Raw genomic sequence first — 23,501 nt, forward strand, 5'->3', positions numbered from 1 at the left:
CAATAATTAATAGAATATTCCATTAGGATTGGCGTAGCTGCCAATTGGTTAGGTTAAAAATAGCTTTATTTTGATATAATGAGAATAGTTTTTTACAAATTATTTTGCTGCCTTTTTAATATTGATAGAATTATCCATTAAAATAACCGAATTGGCTATTAGATAGCTTTTACCCGCAAACTAAATTTGGTCACCGTATTAAAGCGAACCAATTATAAAATTGATCAGTAAACTAGCACACGGCTTTTGCAAAGATCATACTAAAACAATATGGGGCACAAACAGAATAATATAAAGCAGTGGTATTGTTGTATAAAACAATATTGATGTTGCTTGCACAAAAAAATATGCAAATACTAAAAGATAAGGTTGTTTTTTTAACCGGCGGTACCGAGGGTATAGGTTATGAATGCGCCAAAAGATATTATAAAGCCGGGGCCAAAGTGAGTATCATTACCCATAAAAAACATAGCCTGCATCAATGCCGCATGCAGTTTTTTAATGATGATATTTATTATATACTTGCCGATGTATCTATACCCGCTGATATAGAGAGGGCCATTGAAGCAACCATTGCGCATTTCGGTAAGATAGATATCATCCACAACAATGCAGGGGTATCCAGCCCCTCAAAAACCGTGTGCGACACTACCGATGCCGAATGGGATAAAGTTTTTAACGTGAATGTTAAAGGGATATATCATACTACCAAATATGGTATTGCCGCATTAAAGCAAACTAAAGGTATTATACTAAATACAAGTAGCCTTGTTGGTGATATAGGACAAGATCAGCATGCTGCATACACCGCAACCAAAGGAGCTGTTAATGCGCTCACCAAATCAATGGCGTTAGATTATGCACCATTTGGCATCAGGGTTAATGCGGTAGCACCTGCTGGTGTTTGGACACCTATGTTAAGGCGCTGGAGTAACCAGCAGCCAAACGTAGCGCATATAGAAAGTTATTTGGACGAGATCCACCCATTAGGATATTGCCCCGAAGGTGATGTGGTTGCCGATGTTTGTCTTTTTTTGGTGTCTGAACAAGCCCGGTTTGTTACGGGCTGCATTTTGCCTGTATCGGGCGGTGCCGAATTGGGCTATCGTAAATATATGGAAAGACCTGCTGGAAATAATGCTGTTTTACCCAATCAAAAAGCAGTAGAATAATGATAACCAAAGTAAAAATATCAGATATACGTTACCCGCTTGAAGGTAATGCAGGTAGCGATGCCATACACCGCGACCCTATATACTCTTATGCCGTAACGCAACTACGCGATGATAGTGGTATTACAGGTACCGGCTTTGCCTTTACCCTTGGTGAGGGTAATAACCTGGTTTGTAAAGCGGCAGAATATTATGCTCAAAGCCTGGTAGGTAAAGACATTGAGGTAACGATGGCCAACTTTGGCGGCCTGTTTAAGAAATTATCCAATGATCAACAGTTCCGTTGGCTGGGGCCGCATAAAGGTGTGGTGCACCTCGCCCTGGCATCGGTAACTAATGCCTGTTATGACTTGTGGGCCAAAAAGCGGGGAGTGCCTTTATGGAAATTGCTTATAGATCTTGCACCTGAACAAATTGTAAATACGCTCGACTTATCCTATCTGGAAGAGGAACTCACTCATTCGCAGGCCATAGAAATGCTTACCGGGCAACAATCAACTAAAGCCAACAGGTCGCAGATACTGGATAAAGGCTATCCCGGATACGATACTTCAATAGGCTGGTTCAACTATTCGGATGAGTTGGTGCGGGAGAATTGTAAAAAAGCTTTAGCAGAAGGTTTTACTGCTATGAAGTTAAAAGTAGGCTCTATTGACCCGGAACGCGACATCCGCCGTGCGCATATTGTACGCGAGGTTGCAGGTGATGATGTTAAGGTGATGCTTGATGCCAACCAGCAATGGAATTTGCCCCAGGCTATAGATATTTGCACAAAGTTAAAAAACATGAACCCATACTGGGTAGAAGAGCCAACACATCCGGATGATGTAAATGCCCATGCTAAACTGGCGCAGGCTATAGCGCCCGTTAAACTTGCCCTCGGCGAACATGTGCCGAATAAGATCATCTTTAAAAATTACCTGCAATCGGGCTCGTCGTCATTTATGCAGGTGGATGCCGTTCGTGTTGGTGGTGTAAGCGAATTTATAACCATAAGCCTGCTTTGTAAAAAATATGGTGTACCGGTGGTGCCACACGTAGGCGATATGGGGCAGCTGCATCAGCATTTAGTGTTATTTAACCATATTGCTGTAGGCCACGAGGCACTGTTCCTGGAGCATATTCCGCACCTGCAAAAGCACTTCTTAAACCCCGCTCAAATTATAAACGGTGTGTATAAAACCCCGCAGGAAGCCGGTAGCAGCTGCGACCTGATCATTTTAAAAGATTAAGCTGAATAACAGTATATATGATAGGTTCATTTGACGCCACCGTAAGTATTTTATATGTTATTGTTATACTGGCAATAGGGCTTTGGACGGGTTTGCGGCACCGTAACGCCAACAAAAAAGGCAATGTGGCCAGCGAATATTTTTTAGCCGGTAAAAGCCTTAAATGGCCTATGATAGGGCTGGCCCTTTTTGCCACAAACATATCATGCGTGCATTTGGTAAGCCTTGCACAAAGCGGTTTTGATACAGGTTTACTTAATGGCACATTTGAGTGGATGGCATCGTTCACACTTATTTTACTTGCCTTGTTCTTTGTGCCGTTCTATATTAAATCAGGGGTATCTACCTTACCCGATTTTTTAGAGAAGCGCTATAACCGTGCAAGTAGAGACTGGCTGGCATTTATTTCTATACTATCGGCCATAATTATTCATATTTCGTTTTCATTACTGGCAGGTGGCATTGTGTTGCAAACCCTGTTTGGGGTTAATATGTACACAAGTGTAATTATCATTGCCGTTATTACCACTATTTATACGGTTGTAGGTGGCTTAAAGGCAGTGGTGGTTACAGAATCTATCCAAACCGTAGTGTTGTTAAGCGGAGCAGTTATTATGAGTGTGGTTGCCTATAATAAAATGGGCGGATGGGATAATATGGTGCATGTGCTACAGCAAAATAATCAACTCAATAAATTATCAATGATGCGCCCGCACGGCGATAGCAGCGGCCTGCCCTGGTATGCCGTATTGCTTGGGTATCCGGTACTTGGTATATGGTACTGGTGTGCCGACCAAACCATTGTACAGCGTGTATTGGGCGCTAAAGACGAAAACCACGCAAGGGTAGGGCCATTGTTTTGTGGCTTCATCAAAATATTGCCTGTGTTTATTTTTGTGATGCCAGGGCTTTTTGCTTACGCTTTGTATCAAACCGGTCACCTTAATCTGAGCAGTATTAAAACCATGGCCGCAGGTAAAGAGGTGGTTAACAGCAAAGGGATTTATACCCTCATGATATTGCAATTGATACCCAAAGGGTTGGCAGGTGTACTTGTTGCGGCCTTATTGTCTGGGTTAATGAGTCAGATCTCGGGCGCATTAAACTCTATCTCAACAATGGCCAGCTATGATATTTATAAACGCTATAAACCCGACGCGAGCGATGAAAGACTGGTTAAGGCAGGTAAAATAGCAGCGGGTTTATCTTTTGTACTGTCATTATTATTACTCCCGCTGCTAAATAGTTACGAAAGCATCTTTAATGGGTTGAATGATATTATAGCCCACATTGCACCGCCTATAACCTGTGTGTTTTTATTAGGTGTATTTTGGGGTAGGGCATCGGCTAAATCGGCGCAGCTTACATTATACATTGGTTCGGCAGCGGGTGTTTTGGTATTCGCTTACAGCAAGTTGTTACCACAGTCTATACTTGGCCAGATACCATTTATGATGATGGCCTTTTACCTGTTTGTGTTTTGTGTACTGTTGCAAGTATGCATAACGTTTCTGTATCCGGCGCAGCATACAGCCGAAAGTTCAAAGCTTTACTGGAGATCGCCGCTCGAATCACTTCAGAGCCCTGGCTGGCAAGGGTTTGGTAATTATAAGTTTTTGTCGGTGTTGCTTATTGGCGTAATGGTAGTGTTGTTTTGGATATTTAGATAATTAAATTCATATACTAATAACGTTATGTAATTGCTGCTACAACCGTTGTGTTTACCCATTGTAATTGATTTGTATATTAAATACGATTTTAATACGTGAATAATATAATAGTCCATCACCTTTAAAGCTTTATCCATTTTAAAGCAGTTTTTAAGCGTTTAAATTTATCGAACCAATTAACCAATTCTTATAATTATGGAACACTTTTACAAAAAACAGGTAATAAATACGCCTTGTGCGGTTTTATGGCATCCGCCGGGTCGGGCGCTGCTACTTCCAAAAGCCACAATATTTACCATGGGATATAGGATTTAAATTTGCTGCACAATCATCGGATTGTACAGAATTTTAATAAACCCGTAATTATTTACTGTAAGCTAATGCCTTGCAGGGTTGTATTGCTGTGCCATTTCAGTCGGAAATGTTCCATGAGATTGTGACCTATCCCAAAACATACAATGCAATTATTTTAATGAACCAAGTACTATAAAACCAAATTATGATAAAAATTTATGAAACCATTTTACGAACGCATAAACAGCTTTAGGCTACCCCAAATTGCGCTTGGTAAAGTTGCCTGTACATTGTATTGTATCCTGATATTATGTGCTATAACCAGCACCAAAACCTATGCGCAAAGTAAAGTGACTATTACGGGCGTTGTGGCAGATACCACAGGCACAAGTATTATTGGCGCCAATATATCGGCTACCAACCGCAAAAACGTAAGCACAGCAACCGATGTTAACGGAAAGTTTGTTATTGATGCCGAAGTGGGTACAGTTTTTAGGGTAACTTATGTAGGTTACAGGGAAACCTCCTTTACGGTATTAGCAGATACCCGGAGTTATAACATTGTAATGAAGGTTACTAAAAACGAATTTAACGATGTTGTAATTACCGCCTATGGCCGTAAACAACGTAAAGAAGCCGTTGTTGGGTCAGTAACCACTATTACCCCCGGCGATTTAAAAATACCGGCGAGTAACCTTACCAACGCTTTGGCGGGGCAGGTTGCAGGTGTAATTGCTTACCAGCCAAGCGGCCAGCCAGGCCTTGATAACTCATCTTTCTTTATCAGGGGGGTTACAACTTTCGGCTACAAAAAAGATCCGCTTATTTTAATTGATAACGTTGAACTCTCAACCTCTGATCTTGCCCGTTTGCAGGTTGATGATATAGCAAGCTTCTCTATATTAAAAGATGCAAGTGCTACCGCTTTATACGGTGCAAGGGGGGCAAATGGTGTTATATTAGTTACTACAAAAGAGGGTAAAGTAGGCAAACCACAAATAAATGTACGTGTAGAGAATTCGATTTCGCAATCGGTTAAAAACCTTGAATTGGCAGATCCTATCACCTATATGCGCCTGTTTAACGAAGCAACCCGCACACGCGACCCCTTGAGTCCGCTGCCCTTTACACCAAACGATATTATTAACAGGCAAGCCACTGTTGCAAACGCACCGGGTAGCAACCCTTATGTTTACCCCGCGGTAGATTGGTTGAAAACTTTATTTAAAGACCGCACTAACACCCAAAGGGCCGATATGAGCGTAAGCGGCGGCGGCGGTGTAGCACGCTATTATGTATCAGGGTCATATAATATTGACCATGGCATTTTACGTGAAGACATAAAGAACAATAACAATAACAACGTAAACTTCCGTAACTATCAGTTACGCTCTAATATTAATATCAACCTTACAAAATCTACAGAGATGATTGTAAGGCTTGTGGGTACCTTTAACGAATATAATGGCCCGTTAACCTCTGATGCTTCTTTCTCTACCGATTTGTATAATATAGCCATGCACACCAGCCCGGTGTTGTTTCCAGCATATTACCCGGCAGATTTGGCAAATCAGAATACCCAGCATATCCTGTTTGGTAATTCTCCTGACCCGGGAGGGGCAAATACAGTTGCGTATTTAAACCCTTATGCTGCACTATTAAGAGGGCATAAAAACTTTTCACAATCGCGCGTATCGGCACAGTTGGAGCTAAACCAAAATCTTGACGCGGTAACCAATGGTTTAAATTTCCACGGATTGTTCCATACCAACAGGTATTCGTATTTTGAATCATCAATGGGTTACTCGCCTTTTTATTATAACATTGGTAGCTATGATAAAGCAAATAATACGTACGTTCTATCGTGGTTAAACTCTCAACCCGGCCAGGCCACCGAATATCTTAATTACTACCGTAACCCCAATACTACACAAGCCAATACTTACTTGTTTTTTCAGGGTGTGTTAGATTACAGCAAACGCCTTGGCGATCATAACATCAGCAGTTCATTAATAGGTACACAGCAACAAACGCTATACGGTAACCAGGAAACATTATTTAAATCATTACCTTATCGTAACCTTACCGTGGCAGGCCGTGCAACTTACTCTTATAAAGGCCGGTATTTTTTAGAATTTAACTTTGGTTACAATGGTACCGAGCGTTTTTCGGCCAACCACAGGTTCGGTTTCTTCCCAACCATTGGCGGTTCATGGATCGTATCTGACGAAAAATTCTGGAAAGACGGTATATATGATGTTGTAAACCGGATGAAATTAAGGGCCAGCTACGGTACAGTAGGTAACGACCAGATAGGGGAGCAAAGGTTCTTCTATCTGTCTGACGTTAACCTGAACGGTGGTAACCCAGCATATTTTGGTACTAATAACGGTTATGGCCGTAATGGTGTTACGGTTAATAACTATGCTAACTCTGATATCACCTGGGAAACCTCAAGGCAATTAAACTTAGGTATGGAACTTACCATGTTTAAAAACCTGAACATAGTGGCCGAGGTGTACAAATACCATCGTACTAATATCTTACAAAACCGGTCTTCAATACCTACCACTATGGGTTTAGAGGCTAATGTAAGCGCCAACTTTGGTGAAGCCGAGTCTAAAGGTATCGACCTGCAGATGGATTATAAAACACAAATTGGTACAACCGGCTTTATCCAGGCAAGGGGTAACTTAACTATCGCTACAAGTAAATACAGCAAATACGAAGAACCTGAATATGCCGAAGCTTACCGTTATCAAACAGGCCAATCTATTAACCGTGCTGTAGGGTACATAGCGGAGCGCTTGTTTGTTGATGATAACGAGGCCCTAAACTCGCCAAGCCAAATATTCTCAACCAATGGTATTGCACCTAAAGGTGGTGATATTAAATACCGCGATTTAAATAATGACGGCAAAATAGATGCTGCCGACCTTACTTTTATCGGGTACCCAACAGTGCCTCAAATTGTATATGGTTATGGCGTATCAAGTGGTTATAAGGGGTTTGATCTTTCAGCCTTTTTCCAAGGCCAGGCACAGGTTAGCTTCTTTATAGATGCAAGCCGAACCAGCCCTTTCATACAAAGCCCTGATGGCGCTTATGCAAGCGGCAACACACAACTACTCAAGGCATTTGCAGACGATCATTGGTCTGAAGATAACCAAAATTTATATGCGCAATATCCAAGGTTGGGCGTAAACGGTAACCAGATTGAAAACAACAGGCAAAATAGTACCTGGTGGATGCGCGATGGTAGCTTCCTGCGCTTAAAATCAATAGAGTTAGGTTACACTATTCCTGCTCGTATTACCAAAAAATGGAAAATGAGCAAGCTTCGTATCTACTTTAACGGGTTAAATTTATATACCTGGAGCCCGTTCAAATTGTGGGACCCGGAAATTGGGGGTAATGGTTTTGCTTACCCAATACAAAAGGTATTTAACGTAGGCCTTAACGTCAATTTATAATACACAAGGATTTATATATCAGTTATATGAAAAAAATAGCTCAGTTTATATGCGTGGTAGTAGTAGTGCTATCGGGCGTATCCTGTAAAAAGTACCTGGACCTGGCGCCGGATAATACCGGTACGCTTGAGTATGCTTTCAGAAACCGTAATGAAACAGAAAATTATCTGTTTACCTGTTATGCTACCTTACAACAGTTTGCCAATGCTACAACTAACGCAGGGTTTACAACGTCAGGAGAGATCATTTATCCAAACAATTTAACCAAGCACCCTATCGATGAAACGGGGTTTAACTTACTTCGTGGATCGCAAAACAGTTCGCAGCCCGGGTTAAATTATTGGGATGGCGAAAATAGCGGGCAGGCGGTATTCCGCTCTATCAGGAGATGTAATACCATGCTGGAAAATATTAACAAGCCGGTTGATTTAGGTGAAGGTGAAAAAAAGAGATGGATAGCAGAAACCAAGTTTTTAAAGGCCTATTATCACTTTTATCTTGCACGTTTATATGGGCCGATCCCGTTAATTAAAACCAATTTGGATATCACTGCTTCAACCGAAGAGATAAAGGTTAAGCGGGCACCGGTTGACTCTGTTTTTAACTACATCGTATCGTTATTGGACGAAGCCGCACCAGACCTGCCACCGGTTATTGATAACCAGGCAAAAGAGTTGGGCCGCATTACCCGTAACATAGCTCTATCAGTTAAGGCCGATGTATTAATGACGGCGGCAAGCCCGTTGTTTAATGGTAACCCCGATTATACAAGTACCCAGAATAAAGACGGACAAAAACTTTTCCCTGCAGCTTATGACCCTGCAAAATGGCAGAGGGCAGCAATAGCTTGTAAAGAAGCGATTGATGCCTGCGAGGCAAGTGGTTTAAAGTTATACACCTTTATCCCGCCAGCAAGCATCAGGGTGCTGCCAGATTCATTACGTACGGTTTTAACCTTGCAGGGAGCAGTTACCGAAAAATGGGAGCAGAACAGCGAACTGATCTGGGCGTTAAACCCAACCTTTTCATGGCAGGGGTATGCAACACCTCGTTTAACACAAAAAGGTGTTGTAAATATTTTTTCTAACCCATCAACCTTCGCGGTGCCCATGTCAATCCAGGAGCTTTTTTACTCTGATAAAGGTGTGCCGATAAATGAGGACAAAACCTTTGATTATCCGGGCCGCTATAGCCTAAAAACGGGCGACGACGCAAATCGTTTTTATATCGCTAAAGATTCGGTAACCGTTAAGGAGCATTTTAACCGCGAGCCTCGTTTTTATGCGAATCTTGGTTTTGATGGCGGTATTTGGTTTGGTAATGGTAAAACAAACCTCAATGATATGTATCATGTTTGGGCCAGGGGTATAGAATCATTTGCCGGGCCTAAAGATGTTAATACATTAAATATTACCGGTTATTGGCCAAAAAAATTGGTTAATTATCAATCAGTTTATGATGATGGTTTCCAGGAAATTAGTTACCGTTTACCTATGATACGCCTTGCGGGGTTATATCTTTTATATGCCGAAGCTTTAAATGAAGCCAACGGCCCAACAGCCGAGGCCTACCTGTATATAGATAAAGTAAGGGCAAGGGCGGGCCTTAAAGGCGTAGTTGAATCATGGACAGACTATTCGAAAAATCCGGGAAAATTCGGGTCCAAAGAAGGCCTGCGACAGATCATCCACCAGGAGAGACGGTTAGAGCTATGCTTTGAAGGCCAGTCAGGCTGGGACTTGCGCAGGTGGAAAGAGCTACAAATTGTATTAAGTACGCCAATGCAGGGATGGAATGTTTATGAAAATAAACCAGCTAACTATTATCAACCACGCACCGTATTTACCGCCATATTTGGTTTGCGTAATTATTTGTGGCCAATAAAAGATAATAGCCTTATTGTTAACGGCAACCTGGTGCAAAACCCATACTGGTAGAATATAGTGTGTGATGAAACCTAAAAAGAAATTAATTATGAAAATGATAAATAAATATTCCGCAAAGGCATTGTTTAGCCTGCAGATATTAGCTTTTATTTGTTTCCTGGCGGCTTGTAAAAAGAACGAGGGTTATAACAAAGGGCCAATATCTACTGATAAAACAAAACCGGCAGTTGTAACCAACATAAAAGTAGAGAACCTGCATGGTAGTGCCAATATTACGTATGACTTGCCTAACTCTGATAATATTTTGTATGTACTTGCAAAATATAATATCAACGATAAAACGGCAAGGGAAACCAAATCAAGTTATTATACAGATACTGTTAAGGTTGATGGTTTTGCTACCGATAAAGATTATACTGTAACATTATATACTGTTAGCCGCGCCAATGTGTCGTCAGATCCGGTTACAGTAACTGTACATCCGAATGTGCCATATTATAAACTTGTTAAACCCACAATTAATATCACCAAAGATTTTGGCGGCGTTAATATACAGGCATTAAACCCATTTAAAAAAGAGGTGGGTATGATACTGATCGCAATGGATAACTCTACAGAGCAACTTGAAGTAAGTGACCAACACTATACTAATAGCGATACCATTAATTACTCGGTTAGAGGTTTCCCAGCTGTTGAAAGAAAGTTTGGTGTATATGTTACAGACAAATTTGGAAATATATCGGATACCACGTTGGTTAATCTTACCCCACTTTTTGAAACAGAATTGGATAAAACCAAGTTCTCGGTTTATAAACAACCAAGTGATAGCCAGATTGGTTATGGTTGGGAACTGCCTTATTTATGGGATGGTAAAATTGATGGGTACTCAAACGGTTGGCATACTCAGCCAGGTACAGGTAAACCAATGCAATGTACTTTTGGTATCGGCGTAAGTGCGCAAATAAGTCGTATAAAAATTTATGAACGCCCGTTGGAGTATGCGTTTTTTCATGGTAACCCCAAAAACTTCACATGGTGGGGTTCAAATTCAGATTCGCCGGCTGATGTTGTTCTTCCTCAATCTGCACCGGCTGGTACTGTAATCGGCGATTGGGTGAACCTGGGTAATTATCGTTATCCTAACCCCCCGTCAGGCTTAACACCGGGCTTTACCAACTCTGCCGACGAAGCCTTTGTAAAAGCAGGTGTCGACTTCCTTGTGCCGCCAACAGCGCCGGCTGTTAAGTATCTGCGTTTGTTAGTGCACGATACTTGGGGCCGTGGTGATGCAGCCCACTTAATGGAAGTATCGGTTTATGGAAAGCCACAATAATATTTGATCAATAATTTAAAGACATAAATTATGAAAAATCTTTTTCGCATTTGTCTGTTCTCAATCATCAGTATCGGCTTTTTAAGCTGCGAGAAAAAGGATACAGATTTTAAGAAATTCCTTGGAGATAAAGAAATTACCTACCCCGGGGTGGTAATAAAGCCGCACTCAAAGGCGGGTAACCTGCGTACTGCTTTAGTTTGGAACCCAAGCCCAGATCCAAGCATTAACAGGTATGTTATTTACTGGAATAATAAAACCGATTCATTGGTGGTTAATTCAACAAACCATAATACGGCCGATTCTATTACTGCCATCATCCCAAACCTCAACGAGTATATTTATTCTTTCACAATATTCTCATATGATGCAAAAGGTAATCGTTCTATCCCATTGGATATCAATAATGTAAAGGTTTACGGGCCTGTATATAAAAGTGGTTTAACAAATCGGGTTTACAATGCAGCCAATCCGTCAACAGTTAGTGCCAATGGTAATGTAAGGCTTAACTTTTTACAGGTTGATACCCTTTCTATTAATGTATCAACCATTATTAAATATACTAACAGGGCAGGTATAGAAACAGAAAAGATGCTACAGCCTGATAGTAATGGTATTACGCTTACCGATTATAGATCGGGAGCGCCGGTAACCTTTAGTTCTGGATATGTACCGGTAAGGGGCGCAATAGATACCTTTTATGTTGACCAGCCTTCAGTATTTCCTGAAATTACAGGTATTACCCAATGCGCTAAATCATTATTTAGAGAGAATAAGTTACCCGGTGATGCCGGTACTTATGAATCTGGTACCAGTGTAAGCAAACTTTGGGATGGCAGTGTTGGTCCTCAAGGTTATCCGAATATTTTCCATAGCGATGGCGATCACCATTTACCCCACACCATAACATTTGACATGGGTGCAGTTTATAAAAAACTAACCAGCGTAGAAGAAACCGGCCGTAACTGCTGCAATAACCCGGATGACTTTGAGATATGGGGTATTGCAGATATTACCAACGCTGCAACCAATTTATCGCCAAATGATGGCGGCTGGCCGGCAGAAATGCAAGCCAAAGGCTGGACGCTTTTAAAAGAAGTAAAACGTACAGATGACGGACAGGCTGCCTTGAAAATTAATTTTGATGCTGGCTTACCACCGGTAAGATACATCCGTATCAGGGTTAAACATGTAACCACTGGCGATAGTTATTACAGCAATATGAGCGAAATGACTTTCTGGAATGATGTACTTAACTAAAAGTACCCGTCAAACTATATCTTAATCAAATAAACCATCCTTATATAAGGATGGTTTATTTGATTAATGCATTTATTTGTTTTAGGCAAATCTTCATTATGATCAAATATCTTTTTGTTTTAGCTTTTACTGCTTGCTTGTTTTTCTCTGTTAAGGCGCAGCCGGTTGCTGTTGCCAACGCGCTTCCATATAGTAACTATTATAAAATCAGGGGAGGAGCAAATAATTTTATGTATGCTGTAAAAAAGAATAAAAGTGCTACAGTTGCCTTTTTAGGTGGGTCTATAACCTATAACCCAGGCTGGCGCAATAAGGTGACCGCCTATTTAAATGAGCGCTTCCCCGATACAAAGTTCAGGTTTATTATGGCGGGTATACCATCATTAGGCAGCTTGCCACATGCCTTTCGTTTAAAACGAGATGTGCTCGATTCCGGAAGAATAGACTTGTTGTTTATAGAAGCCGCGGTGAATGATCGTGTAAATGGCACCGATAGCCTCACGCAACTGCGTGATCTGGAAGGTATTGTAAGGCATGCAAAACGTATTAACCCGTTAATAGATATTGTGATGATGTCGTTTGCAGACCCGGATAAAAACAGTGATTATGCTAAAGGTAAAATACCTGTAGAAGTAACCAATCATGAATTGGTAGCAAAGCATTATAATCTTCCGTCTATCAACCTTGCTAAAGAGGTTTATGATAAAATAAAAAACAAGGAGTTTAGTTGGGATAATGATTTTAAAGACCTGCACCCGTCACCCTTTGGCCAGGAGTTGTACTTTGCTAATATTAAAAGTTTAATACAAAAATTAGATAAACAGCAATTTACAGCACCAAACCACAAAAAATTCCCCAAAATGTTAAATAAATGGAGCTTTGCTACAGGAAATTATCAAAACATAACCACTGCTAAGCTTAATGGCAAATGGGTTTTAAACCCTGCTTGGTCGCCAGCCGATGGTTTAGGTACACGCCCCGGTTTTGTAAACGTACCTATGCTAATAACAGACACCCCCGGCGCGGAACTAACATTGCCATTTACAGGTACAGCCATAGGCATGGGGATTGTATCAGGCGGCGATGCAGGTACTGTATCCTATTCAATTGATAACAGGCCATATCAAGAGATCGATTTATTTACTCCATGGAGCAATTCGTTGCATTTACCATGGTATATTTTATTTAGTGGTAACCTGCACAGGGGCAAACATGTGCTAAAATTAAAAATAGCCGATCATCATAACATAAATAGTAAGGGGAACGCCTGTCGTATTGTTTATTTTCTGAGGAACGAATAATCCATTCATTTGCTGGATTTGTCCATTTTAAAGCAGCATGTGAGCATTTATTTTTAGCCAACCAATTAGTATTTCACCAATTGTTGAAATTAACCTGTTTACCAAGTGTATTTTAACTACCCATTGGACATATCTTAATCATGATGAAAAAAAACTTCTACCTGTTTATTATTTTCTGTTTTACAACATCTGTTACTTATGCACAAAATACACCGTTAAGGTTGTGGTATACCAAACCGGCAACCCTTTGGGAAGAAACCCTGCCCCTGGGTAACGGACATTTAGGAATGATGCCCGATGGTGGTATAAAGGAAGAGCATATTGTGCTGAATGATATAACTTTATGGTCGGGCGCACCGCAGGATGCAAATAATTACGCGGCATATAAAAGTTTGCCCGAAATAAGAAGATTACTTGCCGAAGGAAAAAATGACGAAGCACAGCAACTGGTTGATAAAAACTTTATTTGCACAGGCAAGGGCTCTGGTAGTGAGCCATTTGGTAAGTACCAGGTACTTGGCGATCTGAAAATAAAATTCAATTATACTAATGATGAGGAGTATTCTGATTACAATCGCCAGCTTTCGCTGGATAATGCCATTGCTACCTGCACATTCAAACTAAGCAATGTCACTTACAAGCGCGAGTACTTTACCAGTTTTAATAATGATGTAAGTATTGTTAAACTATCTGCCGATAAACCCGGGCAACTGAATTTTACAATTGCTTTATCCCGCCCTGAAAGGTCTGTAACCGTCCAAAAGGATGGTGAAATGCAAATGTATGGCCAAATGATTAGCGGTACAGCAAACGGCGGTATGCAGTATCTCGCCAAAGTTAAAACACAGTTAACAGGAGGTACGCTAACCCACGATGATAACAAGTTGGTTGTTAAAAACGCTACGGAGGTTGTCATTTACGTATCGGCGAATACAGATTTTAGAGGTGCTGACTATAAGAGAAATGTTGATGCTGCGCTAAATGGTGCTTTAAAAACTCCATATGCGCAAGAACGTGCATCCCATATAACTAAATATCAAAAGTTATTTAAAAGGGTTACGGTAGATTTAGGCACAGGCACAGCAGCAGATGAGCCTACAGACCAACGCCTGATCAGCTTTCATAAAAACCCAAATGCCGATAAGCTTTTACCCGTTTTATTTTACCAGTATGGGCGTTATCTAACCATCAGCAGTACACGTGTTGGTTTATTACCGCCTAATTTGCAGGGCTTATGGGCTAACCAGGTAAACACCCCATGGAACAGCGATTACCATCTTGATGTGAATGTGCAGATGAATCACTGGCCGGTTGAGGTGTCAAATTTATCTGAACTGAACCTTCCGCTGGCTCAACTGGTAAAGGGAATGATAAAACCCGGCGAGCGCACCGCTAAAGCATATTACAATGCTGATGGATGGGTTGCACACGTTATAACCAATGTTTGGGGGTTTACAGAACCCGGCGAAAGCGCATCATGGGGTGTAACCAAATCTGGTTCGGGGTGGTTATGTAACAACCTATGGGAGCATTATGCTTTTTCGGAAGATAAAGCTTACCTGCGCGATATATATCCCATATTAAAAGGCTCTGCGCAGTTTTATAGTAGTATGCTTATACACGATGCCAAAACAGGCTTTTTAGTAACATCACCCTCCTCATCGCCCGAAAACAGTTTTTATTTGCCAAATGGTAAAACAGCTAGTATATGCGTTGCTCCAACCATAGATAACCAGATTATCAGGGAGTTATTTAATAATGTAATTACAGCATCTAAATTGTTAGGTAAAGATGAGGCCTTGAGAAAGGATCTTGCAGCAAAATTGAAACAATTGCCTCCCGCAGGGCAAATAAGCAAGGACGGACGCATTATGGAATGGCTGGAAGATTACAAAGAAACCGAGCCGCAGCACAGGCATATATCTCATTTATATGGTTTATATCCGGCATCATTAATTACACCAGATGCAACGCCGGCGCTGGCCGAAGCAAGTAAAAAAACATTGGAGGTTAGGGGCGACGACGGGCCGAGCTGGTCTATAGCATACAAGCTGTTATTTTGGGCGCGCCTGCACGATGGTAATCGAGCCTATAAGTTATTTACCGAGATTATGAAGCCAACCCTTAAAACCGATATTAATTACGGTGCAGGTGGTGGCATATATCCAAACTTGCTTTCGGCAGGGCCGCCCTTCCAAATTGACGGTAATTTTGGTACCACAGCTGGTATCGCCGAAATGCTTATACAAAGCCACGCAGGTTTTATTGAGCTCTTGCCGGCAATACCCGATAGCTGGATGGCAACAGGTGAAGTAAAAGGTGTGAAAGCCCGGGGGAATTATATGGTAGATTTTAGTTGGAAAAACGGGAAGGTGATTAATTGTCGGATAATCTCTTCCCGCCCCCGGAAAGTTAAAGTTAAAATTAATGGCGTTATCAAAACTTACCATACTGTAAAAGCATAATCAGCATAAAATCAATTAACCCTAATCTTATGTTTAAAAAAAATACCGGGTACTTCCTGTGTATCCTATTTTCGCTTGCCTTTATATGTCCTGTTAGTGCAGGTGTTAAACCGCCAAACTCGGGCATAGTAAATATTCCTTATGGGCAAAACTACAGCATCAAATACAATTTAAAAACTGGTACATATAACGTTTATCACAGTGGTATAAGTATATTAATAAATATCGCATCAATTGCAAAGGTTAATACGGATACGCTCAGCTCTGAAAATTATAAATTAAGAAAATACACAAAGCTTGCCATAAAGGATGGTTTTGGTAAGGGGGTTAAATACACCATAATTTTAACGGGTAGCGGCCTGTCGCAAATGAAACAGGTTTTTTATACTTATACTGGCAAAAACTACTTTTTAACTGAAATTACATTTACAGGCAATCAATTAAAAAGTAATTATATGGCGCCGGTTAACGGGCAGTTTGACGCTATAAAAGGGGGCGATATACGCTCATTGTTCGTGCCTTTTGATAACGACACTTTCATCAGTTATAATTCAAAGCCATTTAAAGTTGCTACAGGGGTAAGCTCAGAAGTTGGAACGGTGTTTTCTGAACAAACCAGGGCCGGTATAGTAGTCGGCTCGGTTGAGCACGGTGTTTGGAAAACCGGGGTTGATATGGAGGCTCAACAGCCATTAAATCAAATTAGGGTTTGGGGGGGCTATACCGCCGAGGCGGTAACCCGAGATAAAATTGAACATGGCACCATCTGCGGCAATACTATTACATCGCCAAAAATATTTGTAGGCTACTTTAACGATTGGCGTAACGGGATGGAAAATTACGCCAAAGCAAACCGCATTGCCGAACCACCGTATGTTTTTAACTGGGATAAACAAACGCCCGTGGGCTGGAATAGCTGGGGGGTAATACAAGAGAAATTAACCTATGAGAAAGTTACCAAAGTAGCTGATTTTTTTGCCGATAGCATCCCCGCATTCCGTACAGGTAATACTGCGTATATCGATCTTGATTCGTATTGGGATAACCTTGTAAGCAATGGTGATTACAGCAAATTAAAAGCCTTTGCCGATTATTGTAAAGCCAAAGGTTTACAACCCGGTGTATACTGGGCGCCATTTACAGATTGGGGACATAACGGCGGACCAAACCGTACGGCGGATGGCAGCAATTACACTTTTGGCGACATGTGGACAAAAATTGGTAATGGGTATAATGATATTGATGGCGCCCGGGCTATTGACCCAACACATCCCGGTACGCAAAAACGCATTGCGTACGTTATTGGTAAACTTAAAAGCTGCGGGTTTAAAATGATCAAGATAGATTTTCTTGGCCATGCCGCATCCGAGGGCAATTCATTTTACAACCCTACTGTTAAAACGGGTATGCAAGCTTACCGTAAAGGTATGCAGTATCTGGTAGACCAACTGGGGGGGCAAATGCTATTATATGCAGCCATATCGCCAAGCATGGCAACCGGCAGATACGTACACATGAGGCGCATAGCATGCGATGCGTTCAAATCTATCGATAATACGCAGTATACACTAAATAGCCTAACATATGGTTGGTGGCAAACATATTTGTACAATTATATAGATGCCGACCACATCGTATTTAACGACGAAAGCATCGGTGCAAACCGTGCAAGGCTGCTATCGGGGCTTGTTACAGGTACATGGCTATCCGGAGATGATTTTTCAGTAAACGGACAATGGATAGCTCGTGTTAAAAAGTACTATCAAAATCCTGAATTGATAAAACTTGTTAAAAATGGTAAAGCATTTAAACCGCTTGATGGTAACACAGGTACAAATGCTTCAGAGGTATTTACTCAACAAATAGGCAATGTTTTTTATGTAGCTGCATTCAATTACGGGAGGGATAGCAAAAACTTCGACATATCTGCACAGCGATTAGGGATTGATATTAACAAATTGTTTAACGTAAAGGAATTATTGCAGGATAACGATATCCGGAATGATGGTAGCCTGAAGTTTAAGCTTGACGGGGCAGATGCGGTATTGTATAAGTTTACAATAAATAGATAGTGAAAAGACTTGTATATAGTGTGGTGTTTTGATTTGTGCTTATATAAGCTATATTTTGTCCTGTAGTATATTACCAAAATATAACTGTACAGCAAGCGAAAAAAACATGGTGTACTTTTCTTGATAAAATATCCCGCATCAACTGGAGCAGTAATGCCGAACAGATGCCGGGATTGGAGGTGGCATTACCAGTGGTAAGTTCGTTTTTATCCAATAAAATAATTGCTAATTTGTTATTGCTGTCTGCGTAGTGCCAAATGAGAACAATCATACCTATAATGAGTCAGTAACAAAATAAAAGTTTGTTATACACACAATGTTAAGCATATTAACATTGGTTAACATAATGATAATATTGAATTAACCTTACCAAGGCATACTTTTGCATATATTATTATACTGATACATGAAAAATAAACTTAAACCGCTTATTAAAGAAGCTAAGAAAAACGCTCAGAAGGCTATCCAGTTAAGCCTGGTATCACAACTAAAGGAAATTACCGAAAAATTTGGTGAAGTCTCTAAAAAGCTTGAAAAAAAGATTGTTAAAGAAGCGAAAAAACTGGCCAAAAAACTGGCTAAAGATATTAAGGTAGAAGCCGTTTTGGTTAAAACTGAAAATAAATCAAAGGTTGCTGAATTACCCAAAGTTGCGCCTAAAGCAACACCAAAAATAAAAACAGTTGACGAAGTGGTTGCCAAAAAAAAACCTGCAGAGCCAACTGTTTAATATTTAATTATTTTACCGGGGTTATATCTTTATCAGTTCATTCTTTAGTGCTGATATAACCAGGCCTGTTCTTGATTTTACCTCGAATTTTTGGAACAGCGCCTCGCGGTAATTGTCGATGGTATGTGGGCTTAGGTTCATCATATCAGCAATTTGCTTATAGGTGAGATCAGAGCAGCATAACTCCAAAAACTTTAATTCGTTAGGGTTTAATCCAATAGGTGTGTTTTTTACCGGTTGGTTATTCTGTATGTTGCGTAATAACTTGCCGGATACCAGCTCGTTTATATAAATTGATTGCTTGGCAATACCTTTAATAGCGCTTACCAGGTCGCCGGCTTTTGATTGTTTAAGCATATAACCACCCGCGCCACTTTTAAGCATGCCTATAATAGGCTTATCTTCTTCAAACATGCTTAATGCCAAAACATTAATACCGGGGTGGTTTGCTTTGATCCATTTGGTGCTTTCATAACCATCCATAACTGGCATGGTTATATCCATTAGTATAACATCCGGCAGGGGGTGGAGGGGGAGTTTTTTAATCATATCCGCGCCGTTATCAGCATCAAACAAAACGTTTATTTCGTTAGATTCGGTTAGCAGGTGCGCCAATCCCTGACGAAACAGGGTGTGATCATCAACAATGGCAATATTTACTTTTTCGGTATACATGGGGGAATTATTTGTACGGGACATTTATAGTTATAGTAGCGCCCTTTAATGGCGTTGAAATAATGGAAGCTGTGCCATTTATCATGGCGCTTCTTTTCATGATGTTGTGTAAGCCCATTCCCGCCTTACGGTTTAATATTTCATCAACATTAAAACCTATTCCATCGTCACTTATCGTAAGCCTTAAACTATCGGTTATTGTTTGTAAATTAATATTTATTTCTGTTGCTTTAGCATGCTGTATAATATTGTTAATTATCTCCTGAAAAAGCCTGAACAGTATGGTCTCTTTGGCGCTATCAATATTATATACGGTCACATTATGATCAAAAATTATCCGGAATTTATCAGACCGTTTTAACCACTCTAATTCAAATTCAATAGCTGCTTTTAAGCCGCGGCTCACTATTTCCTCTCCATGCAACAGGCGCGATAAGGCTTTTACTTCTTTTATAGATCGTAGGGTAAGGTCTTCAATCAAAGCTATTTTTCCCGCCGTATTTTCGCTGTCGTTAAGGTTTATAGAGCTAAGTGTAATAGTAGTGAGGCTAAGCAGCTGACCTATATTATCATGCAGATCGTAAGCAACAGTTTTAAGTGTTTGCTCCTGTACCTCCATCTGTGTTTTAAGCAGTTCTGTCTCGTAATTTTTTTGCATTAACATAGTTTCCTCCTGATGCTTCTTTTTCCTGCGGTTATATGATAACACATACACGATAAGGAACGTTGGCGCTATTAGAAATATAATGGACGTTAACCCAATAAGGGAGATGATTTCCTTTGACGATATCTGCATATGAAAGCGTATGACCAAAAAATGTACATGATGATGTTTAATAAATTAAAGATCAGGTATCTTACAGAGTATTTATATGCAATAATCTCATACATAGCCAAATATTTTGAAAAGTTATTACACACTGTGCTTCCAAAATAAAAGAAAAGTGTGCCGCTAACCCACCAAAACGGTGCCGAGAACACCAATGGTTCAAAATGTTCGTCTTTTAATTTAATATAATAAAAGTAGAGACTGGCCAGTACAAATACTACCGACATGACGGACGCAGTTATTGATACGAAATTGCCGAAATTGTTGTATAACAGTTCAGCGATGTACATTACCGCAAACAACGTTACCCATATCAGCAACCATTTTAATTTGTATTGATATGCCTTGTATAAGTAGAAGAAGAAATAGCTGGTAAAAACGCATTCAAACAGTATGTAAAAGTTGTATATAGCGTAATTTGGTATGTGCACAAATTCGCGAACATATATCCCAATAAGTTCAACCACGCAGGTTAATAATAAAAAGGGGATAAACAGCTTCCAGGCTACGGCTTTGTCTTTATACAAGCAAAGCAACGCAACCAGGAAGCATAAAAATTCAGATACTGTACTAACGCTAATAAATATCATTCTTACATATTATGGGATAAGCGTAGCGCCTACGGTATTACAAGTTTTTGGCGGAGGGCAAATCTCGCCACGGTTTTCGGGTACGCCACCTAATATAAAACCTGTTGCCGGCTTATTTGGCGTTACTTTTCCGTTTGTATAATAATCTCTGTGAAAATGCTCGGCTACCTGGTTTACGCTATCTTTAGTAGATACCATTACCAAGGTGTTATACCCCCAGTAATCTCTTGGTGGTTTGCGGCCATTAAATTTTGCTGCATAAACAGTATCATAACTTGCCAGGTAAAAACGGATACCGTCGCCACCTTCATCTTTAATTTTTTGAGCAAGGGCCAATATCCTGTCGGCACTGAACCAAATGCAACGGGTGTTTGGTTTCTTTTTAGTCTTAGTGAAATTCGCTTCGCTGTAATTAGAATCAACAGTGCCGGCATGTTTTTCATAATTTTTAACATACTGTTTAGCACGTTCGTAGCTTAAGCTATCGGTATCAATAACTTGCTTGGCGGTTAATTTAGGTGCTTCAGCTTTTGTGTCATCTTTAGCGTGCTGGTTTTGGCATGCGCTAAAGATTATAGCTGTTACGGTTAATAGAAATACGGAGTTTTTAATAGTCATAATAGTTTACGGATTAAGTTTACCGAAAGTGACTATTTATAAACAGATATACAAATTAAAGCCATGCCTTTTTTCCACCTTAAGCAATTGTGAAAAAAGCTGTTTTTACCCTATATTAATTATAGGTTTTAATGCAGATTTGTTAAGATAAACGATAGCAATTTTAGCGCGAATGGGTATGTGAAGGTTTTGCTAACGATTTTTAATAAAAATTATTGCCAACTAATTAAATATTTTATATTTACAGATAATAAACAAAATTTTTAACCTAAACCTTATCACTTTAAACTATGGAACCTTTATTGGCCGAAATTAAAATGTTTGCGGGCAACTTTGCACCAAACGGCTGGTTTTTTTGCGACGGATCAACTCTTCCTATCAGCCAGTACTCAGCTTTGTTTGCTTTATTAGGTACTACCTATGGCGGCGATGGTGTGCAAACTTTTAACTTACCGGATCTACGCGGTCGTACACCTATTCACTCAGGCAACGGACAGGGAAGAAACGTATCACGTTACGAACTTGGACAAATAGGCGGTAATGAAAACGTTACTTTATCTGCCCTGCAAATGCCTGCGCACACACACATTCTTAACGCAGTATCTGCAGACGGTACAGTTCTACAACCAACCGGCGCATTCCCGGCTACGAGCCCCGGCGACCCTGTTAGTGGCTCGGGTGTAAATATTTATTCACAGGCAGCACCGGATGTAACTATGAATCCAAAAACCGTTGCTTCGGCAGGCGGCAGCCAGCCGGTAAATGTAGTAACACCTTATTTAGGTATCAATTATATTATCGCATGGTCTGGTATTTGGCCTTCAAGACCATAATAATTAAATGAATACAAGTTTGATGCATTTTACTACATGCCGGTGAAAATTGGCATAGTATCAAATTCAAAAATATGCATACCCCTGCTTTCGTACCTAAGCAGTATTAAAGTAGGGGTTATGTTATACTTCGGAAAATCGCCCTATGCTGATATAAGCGTGAGCGAATTAGCTGGCTTTTGCAGGATAAGCAACATACCGTTTTATGCAGAAGATGATAAGAAAGAGCTATACAATTGGCAGCAACTGAACGAACCAGACGTGATATTTATAACTGGTTACAGTAATAAAATTGATGTTGCAAAACTTAATAATGTGCCAAAAGGCATATTTAACATACATTTTGGCAAGCTGCCGCAATACAGAGGGCCATCACCGGTTTTCTGGCAATTAAAAAACGGCGAACGGCAGTTAGGTTTAACTATACACCAGTTAGCCAATAAGTTTGATAGCGGGCCGGTTATTTGGGAACAAAGTATTAAAAATGAGGAATACCATACTTACAATTATATAAATCAGGCATTTGGCCAGCTGCAGGTGCAGGGGGTAGCATACATACTTACCAAACTGAACAGTAAGCAAGCGCCTGATTACAAGATACAAGACGAAAGCCAGGCCTGGTATTATAATAGGCCCCAACTGGCCGATGTAATGATAAACTGGGAAACAATGGATGCAAATGAGATTGTTGATCTGGTGAAAGCCTGCACTTCGTGGAATAATGGTGCAAATACGTTGATAAACGGATACGAACTGAAAATATTAGATGCCGAACCAGCTTCAACAGAAGCAAATAACATACCCGGAACAATCACAATTGCGAATAACAAGTTTAATGTGGCCTGTATCAACAATAAAATGCTAAACATTAACTTTTTTAATATAAATAATACTTGCATCCCGGCCCGGCATGCAGGTTTTTATGGTTTAAAAACAGGGCAAATATTTATTAGCAAAATATAAACGGCATAGCCGGTAAAATATATACCTGAACGCTTAAAATTTTATTATGAAAAAACTTTTACCCTTGTTGAAAAATCTATTAGTAAGAGATATGAGGTCTTTTAC

General features: G+C 40.3%; 17 protein-coding genes. 13 read left to right on the forward strand and 4 right to left on the reverse strand.

Annotation, left to right across the window (positions count from 1 at the left end; genetic code table 11):
• Positions 1-347: 347 nt before the first annotated feature.
• The 11 genes from IDJ75_RS05210 to IDJ75_RS05260 all read left to right on the forward strand — a co-directional run bounded on the left by IDJ75_RS05210 (position 348) and on the right by IDJ75_RS05260 (position 18,888).
• Complete coding sequence (locus IDJ75_RS05210; RefSeq protein WP_191174529.1) at positions 348-1,172, forward strand: SDR family NAD(P)-dependent oxidoreductase; 825 nt, start codon at positions 348-350, stop codon at positions 1,170-1,172.
• Positions 1,172-2,404, forward strand: a complete 1,233-nt coding sequence (locus tag IDJ75_RS05215; protein ID WP_191174530.1) for an enolase C-terminal domain-like protein — start codon at positions 1,172-1,174, stop codon at positions 2,402-2,404. Before IDJ75_RS05210 ends, IDJ75_RS05215 begins: the two co-directional genes overlap by 1 nt.
• 17 nt (positions 2,405-2,421) lie before the next feature.
• The gene (locus tag IDJ75_RS05220; RefSeq protein WP_191174531.1) at positions 2,422-4,074 is read left to right on the forward strand and encodes a sodium:solute symporter; all 1,653 of its coding nucleotides are present in this window, start codon (positions 2,422-2,424) and stop codon (positions 4,072-4,074) included.
• Positions 4,075-4,586: 512 nt separating this feature from the next.
• Positions 4,587-7,841, forward strand: coding sequence for a SusC/RagA family TonB-linked outer membrane protein (locus tag IDJ75_RS05225; protein ID WP_191174532.1), 3,255 nt, complete (start codon positions 4,587-4,589; stop codon positions 7,839-7,841).
• Positions 7,842-7,867: 26 nt separating this feature from the next.
• Entirely contained in the window at positions 7,868-9,778 is a 1,911-nt protein-coding gene (locus IDJ75_RS05230; RefSeq protein ID WP_191174533.1) for a RagB/SusD family nutrient uptake outer membrane protein, read from the forward strand.
• 37 nt (positions 9,779-9,815) lie between these two features.
• On the forward strand, positions 9,816-11,060 hold the full coding sequence (locus tag IDJ75_RS05235; protein WP_191174534.1) for a DUF5000 domain-containing lipoprotein: 1,245 nt from the start codon (positions 9,816-9,818) through the stop codon (positions 11,058-11,060).
• Between the two features lie 30 nt (positions 11,061-11,090).
• A complete protein-coding gene (locus IDJ75_RS05240) occupies positions 11,091-12,320 on the forward strand; it encodes a DUF4998 domain-containing protein (RefSeq protein ID WP_191174535.1) in 1,230 nt (409 codons plus the stop codon).
• A 98-nt stretch (positions 12,321-12,418) separates the two neighbouring features.
• Entirely contained in the window at positions 12,419-13,621 is a 1,203-nt protein-coding gene (locus IDJ75_RS05245) for an SGNH/GDSL hydrolase family protein (protein WP_191174536.1), read from the forward strand.
• Between the two features lie 140 nt (positions 13,622-13,761).
• Positions 13,762-16,086 (forward strand): glycoside hydrolase family 95 protein, encoded by a 2,325-nt coding sequence (locus IDJ75_RS05250; RefSeq protein WP_191174537.1) that lies wholly within the window; start codon positions 13,762-13,764, stop codon positions 16,084-16,086.
• Between the two features lie 29 nt (positions 16,087-16,115).
• Positions 16,116-18,158, forward strand: coding sequence for an alpha-amylase family protein (locus tag IDJ75_RS05255; protein WP_191174538.1), 2,043 nt, complete (start codon positions 16,116-16,118; stop codon positions 18,156-18,158).
• A 406-nt stretch (positions 18,159-18,564) separates the two neighbouring features.
• Positions 18,565-18,888, forward strand: coding sequence for a hypothetical protein (locus tag IDJ75_RS05260; RefSeq protein ID WP_191174539.1), 324 nt, complete (start codon positions 18,565-18,567; stop codon positions 18,886-18,888).
• A 21-nt stretch (positions 18,889-18,909) separates the two neighbouring features.
• Here the strand turns inward: IDJ75_RS05260 and IDJ75_RS05265 are convergent, their stop codons facing one another.
• From IDJ75_RS05265 to IDJ75_RS05280, 4 genes are all read right to left on the reverse strand, one after another.
• Positions 18,910-19,563, reverse strand: coding sequence for a response regulator transcription factor (locus tag IDJ75_RS05265; protein ID WP_191174540.1), 654 nt, complete (start codon positions 19,561-19,563; stop codon positions 18,910-18,912).
• A 7-nt stretch (positions 19,564-19,570) separates the two neighbouring features.
• Positions 19,571-20,221: a sensor histidine kinase gene (locus tag IDJ75_RS05270; RefSeq protein WP_191174541.1), complete on the reverse strand. Its 651-nt coding sequence runs from the start codon at positions 20,219-20,221 to the stop codon at positions 19,571-19,573.
• Positions 20,222-20,316: 95 nt separating this feature from the next.
• The gene (locus IDJ75_RS05275; protein ID WP_191174542.1) at positions 20,317-20,982 is read right to left on the reverse strand and encodes a hypothetical protein; all 666 of its coding nucleotides are present in this window, start codon (positions 20,980-20,982) and stop codon (positions 20,317-20,319) included.
• 9 nt (positions 20,983-20,991) lie between these two features.
• The gene (locus IDJ75_RS05280) at positions 20,992-21,600 is read right to left on the reverse strand and encodes a hypothetical protein (RefSeq protein ID WP_191174543.1); all 609 of its coding nucleotides are present in this window, start codon (positions 21,598-21,600) and stop codon (positions 20,992-20,994) included.
• Between the two features lie 290 nt (positions 21,601-21,890).
• On the opposite strand from IDJ75_RS05280, the gene IDJ75_RS05285 reads away from it, so the two are divergent.
• Positions 21,891-22,433, forward strand: coding sequence for a phage tail protein (locus IDJ75_RS05285; protein ID WP_191174544.1), 543 nt, complete (start codon positions 21,891-21,893; stop codon positions 22,431-22,433).
• 36 nt (positions 22,434-22,469) lie between these two features.
• Positions 22,470-23,396, forward strand: a complete 927-nt coding sequence (locus IDJ75_RS05290; protein WP_191174545.1) for a methionyl-tRNA formyltransferase — start codon at positions 22,470-22,472, stop codon at positions 23,394-23,396.
• Positions 23,397-23,501: the final 105 nt, after the last annotated feature.

Source organism: Mucilaginibacter rigui (genome assembly GCF_014773275.1).
GTDB lineage: Bacteria > Bacteroidota > Bacteroidia > Sphingobacteriales > Sphingobacteriaceae > Mucilaginibacter > Mucilaginibacter rigui_A.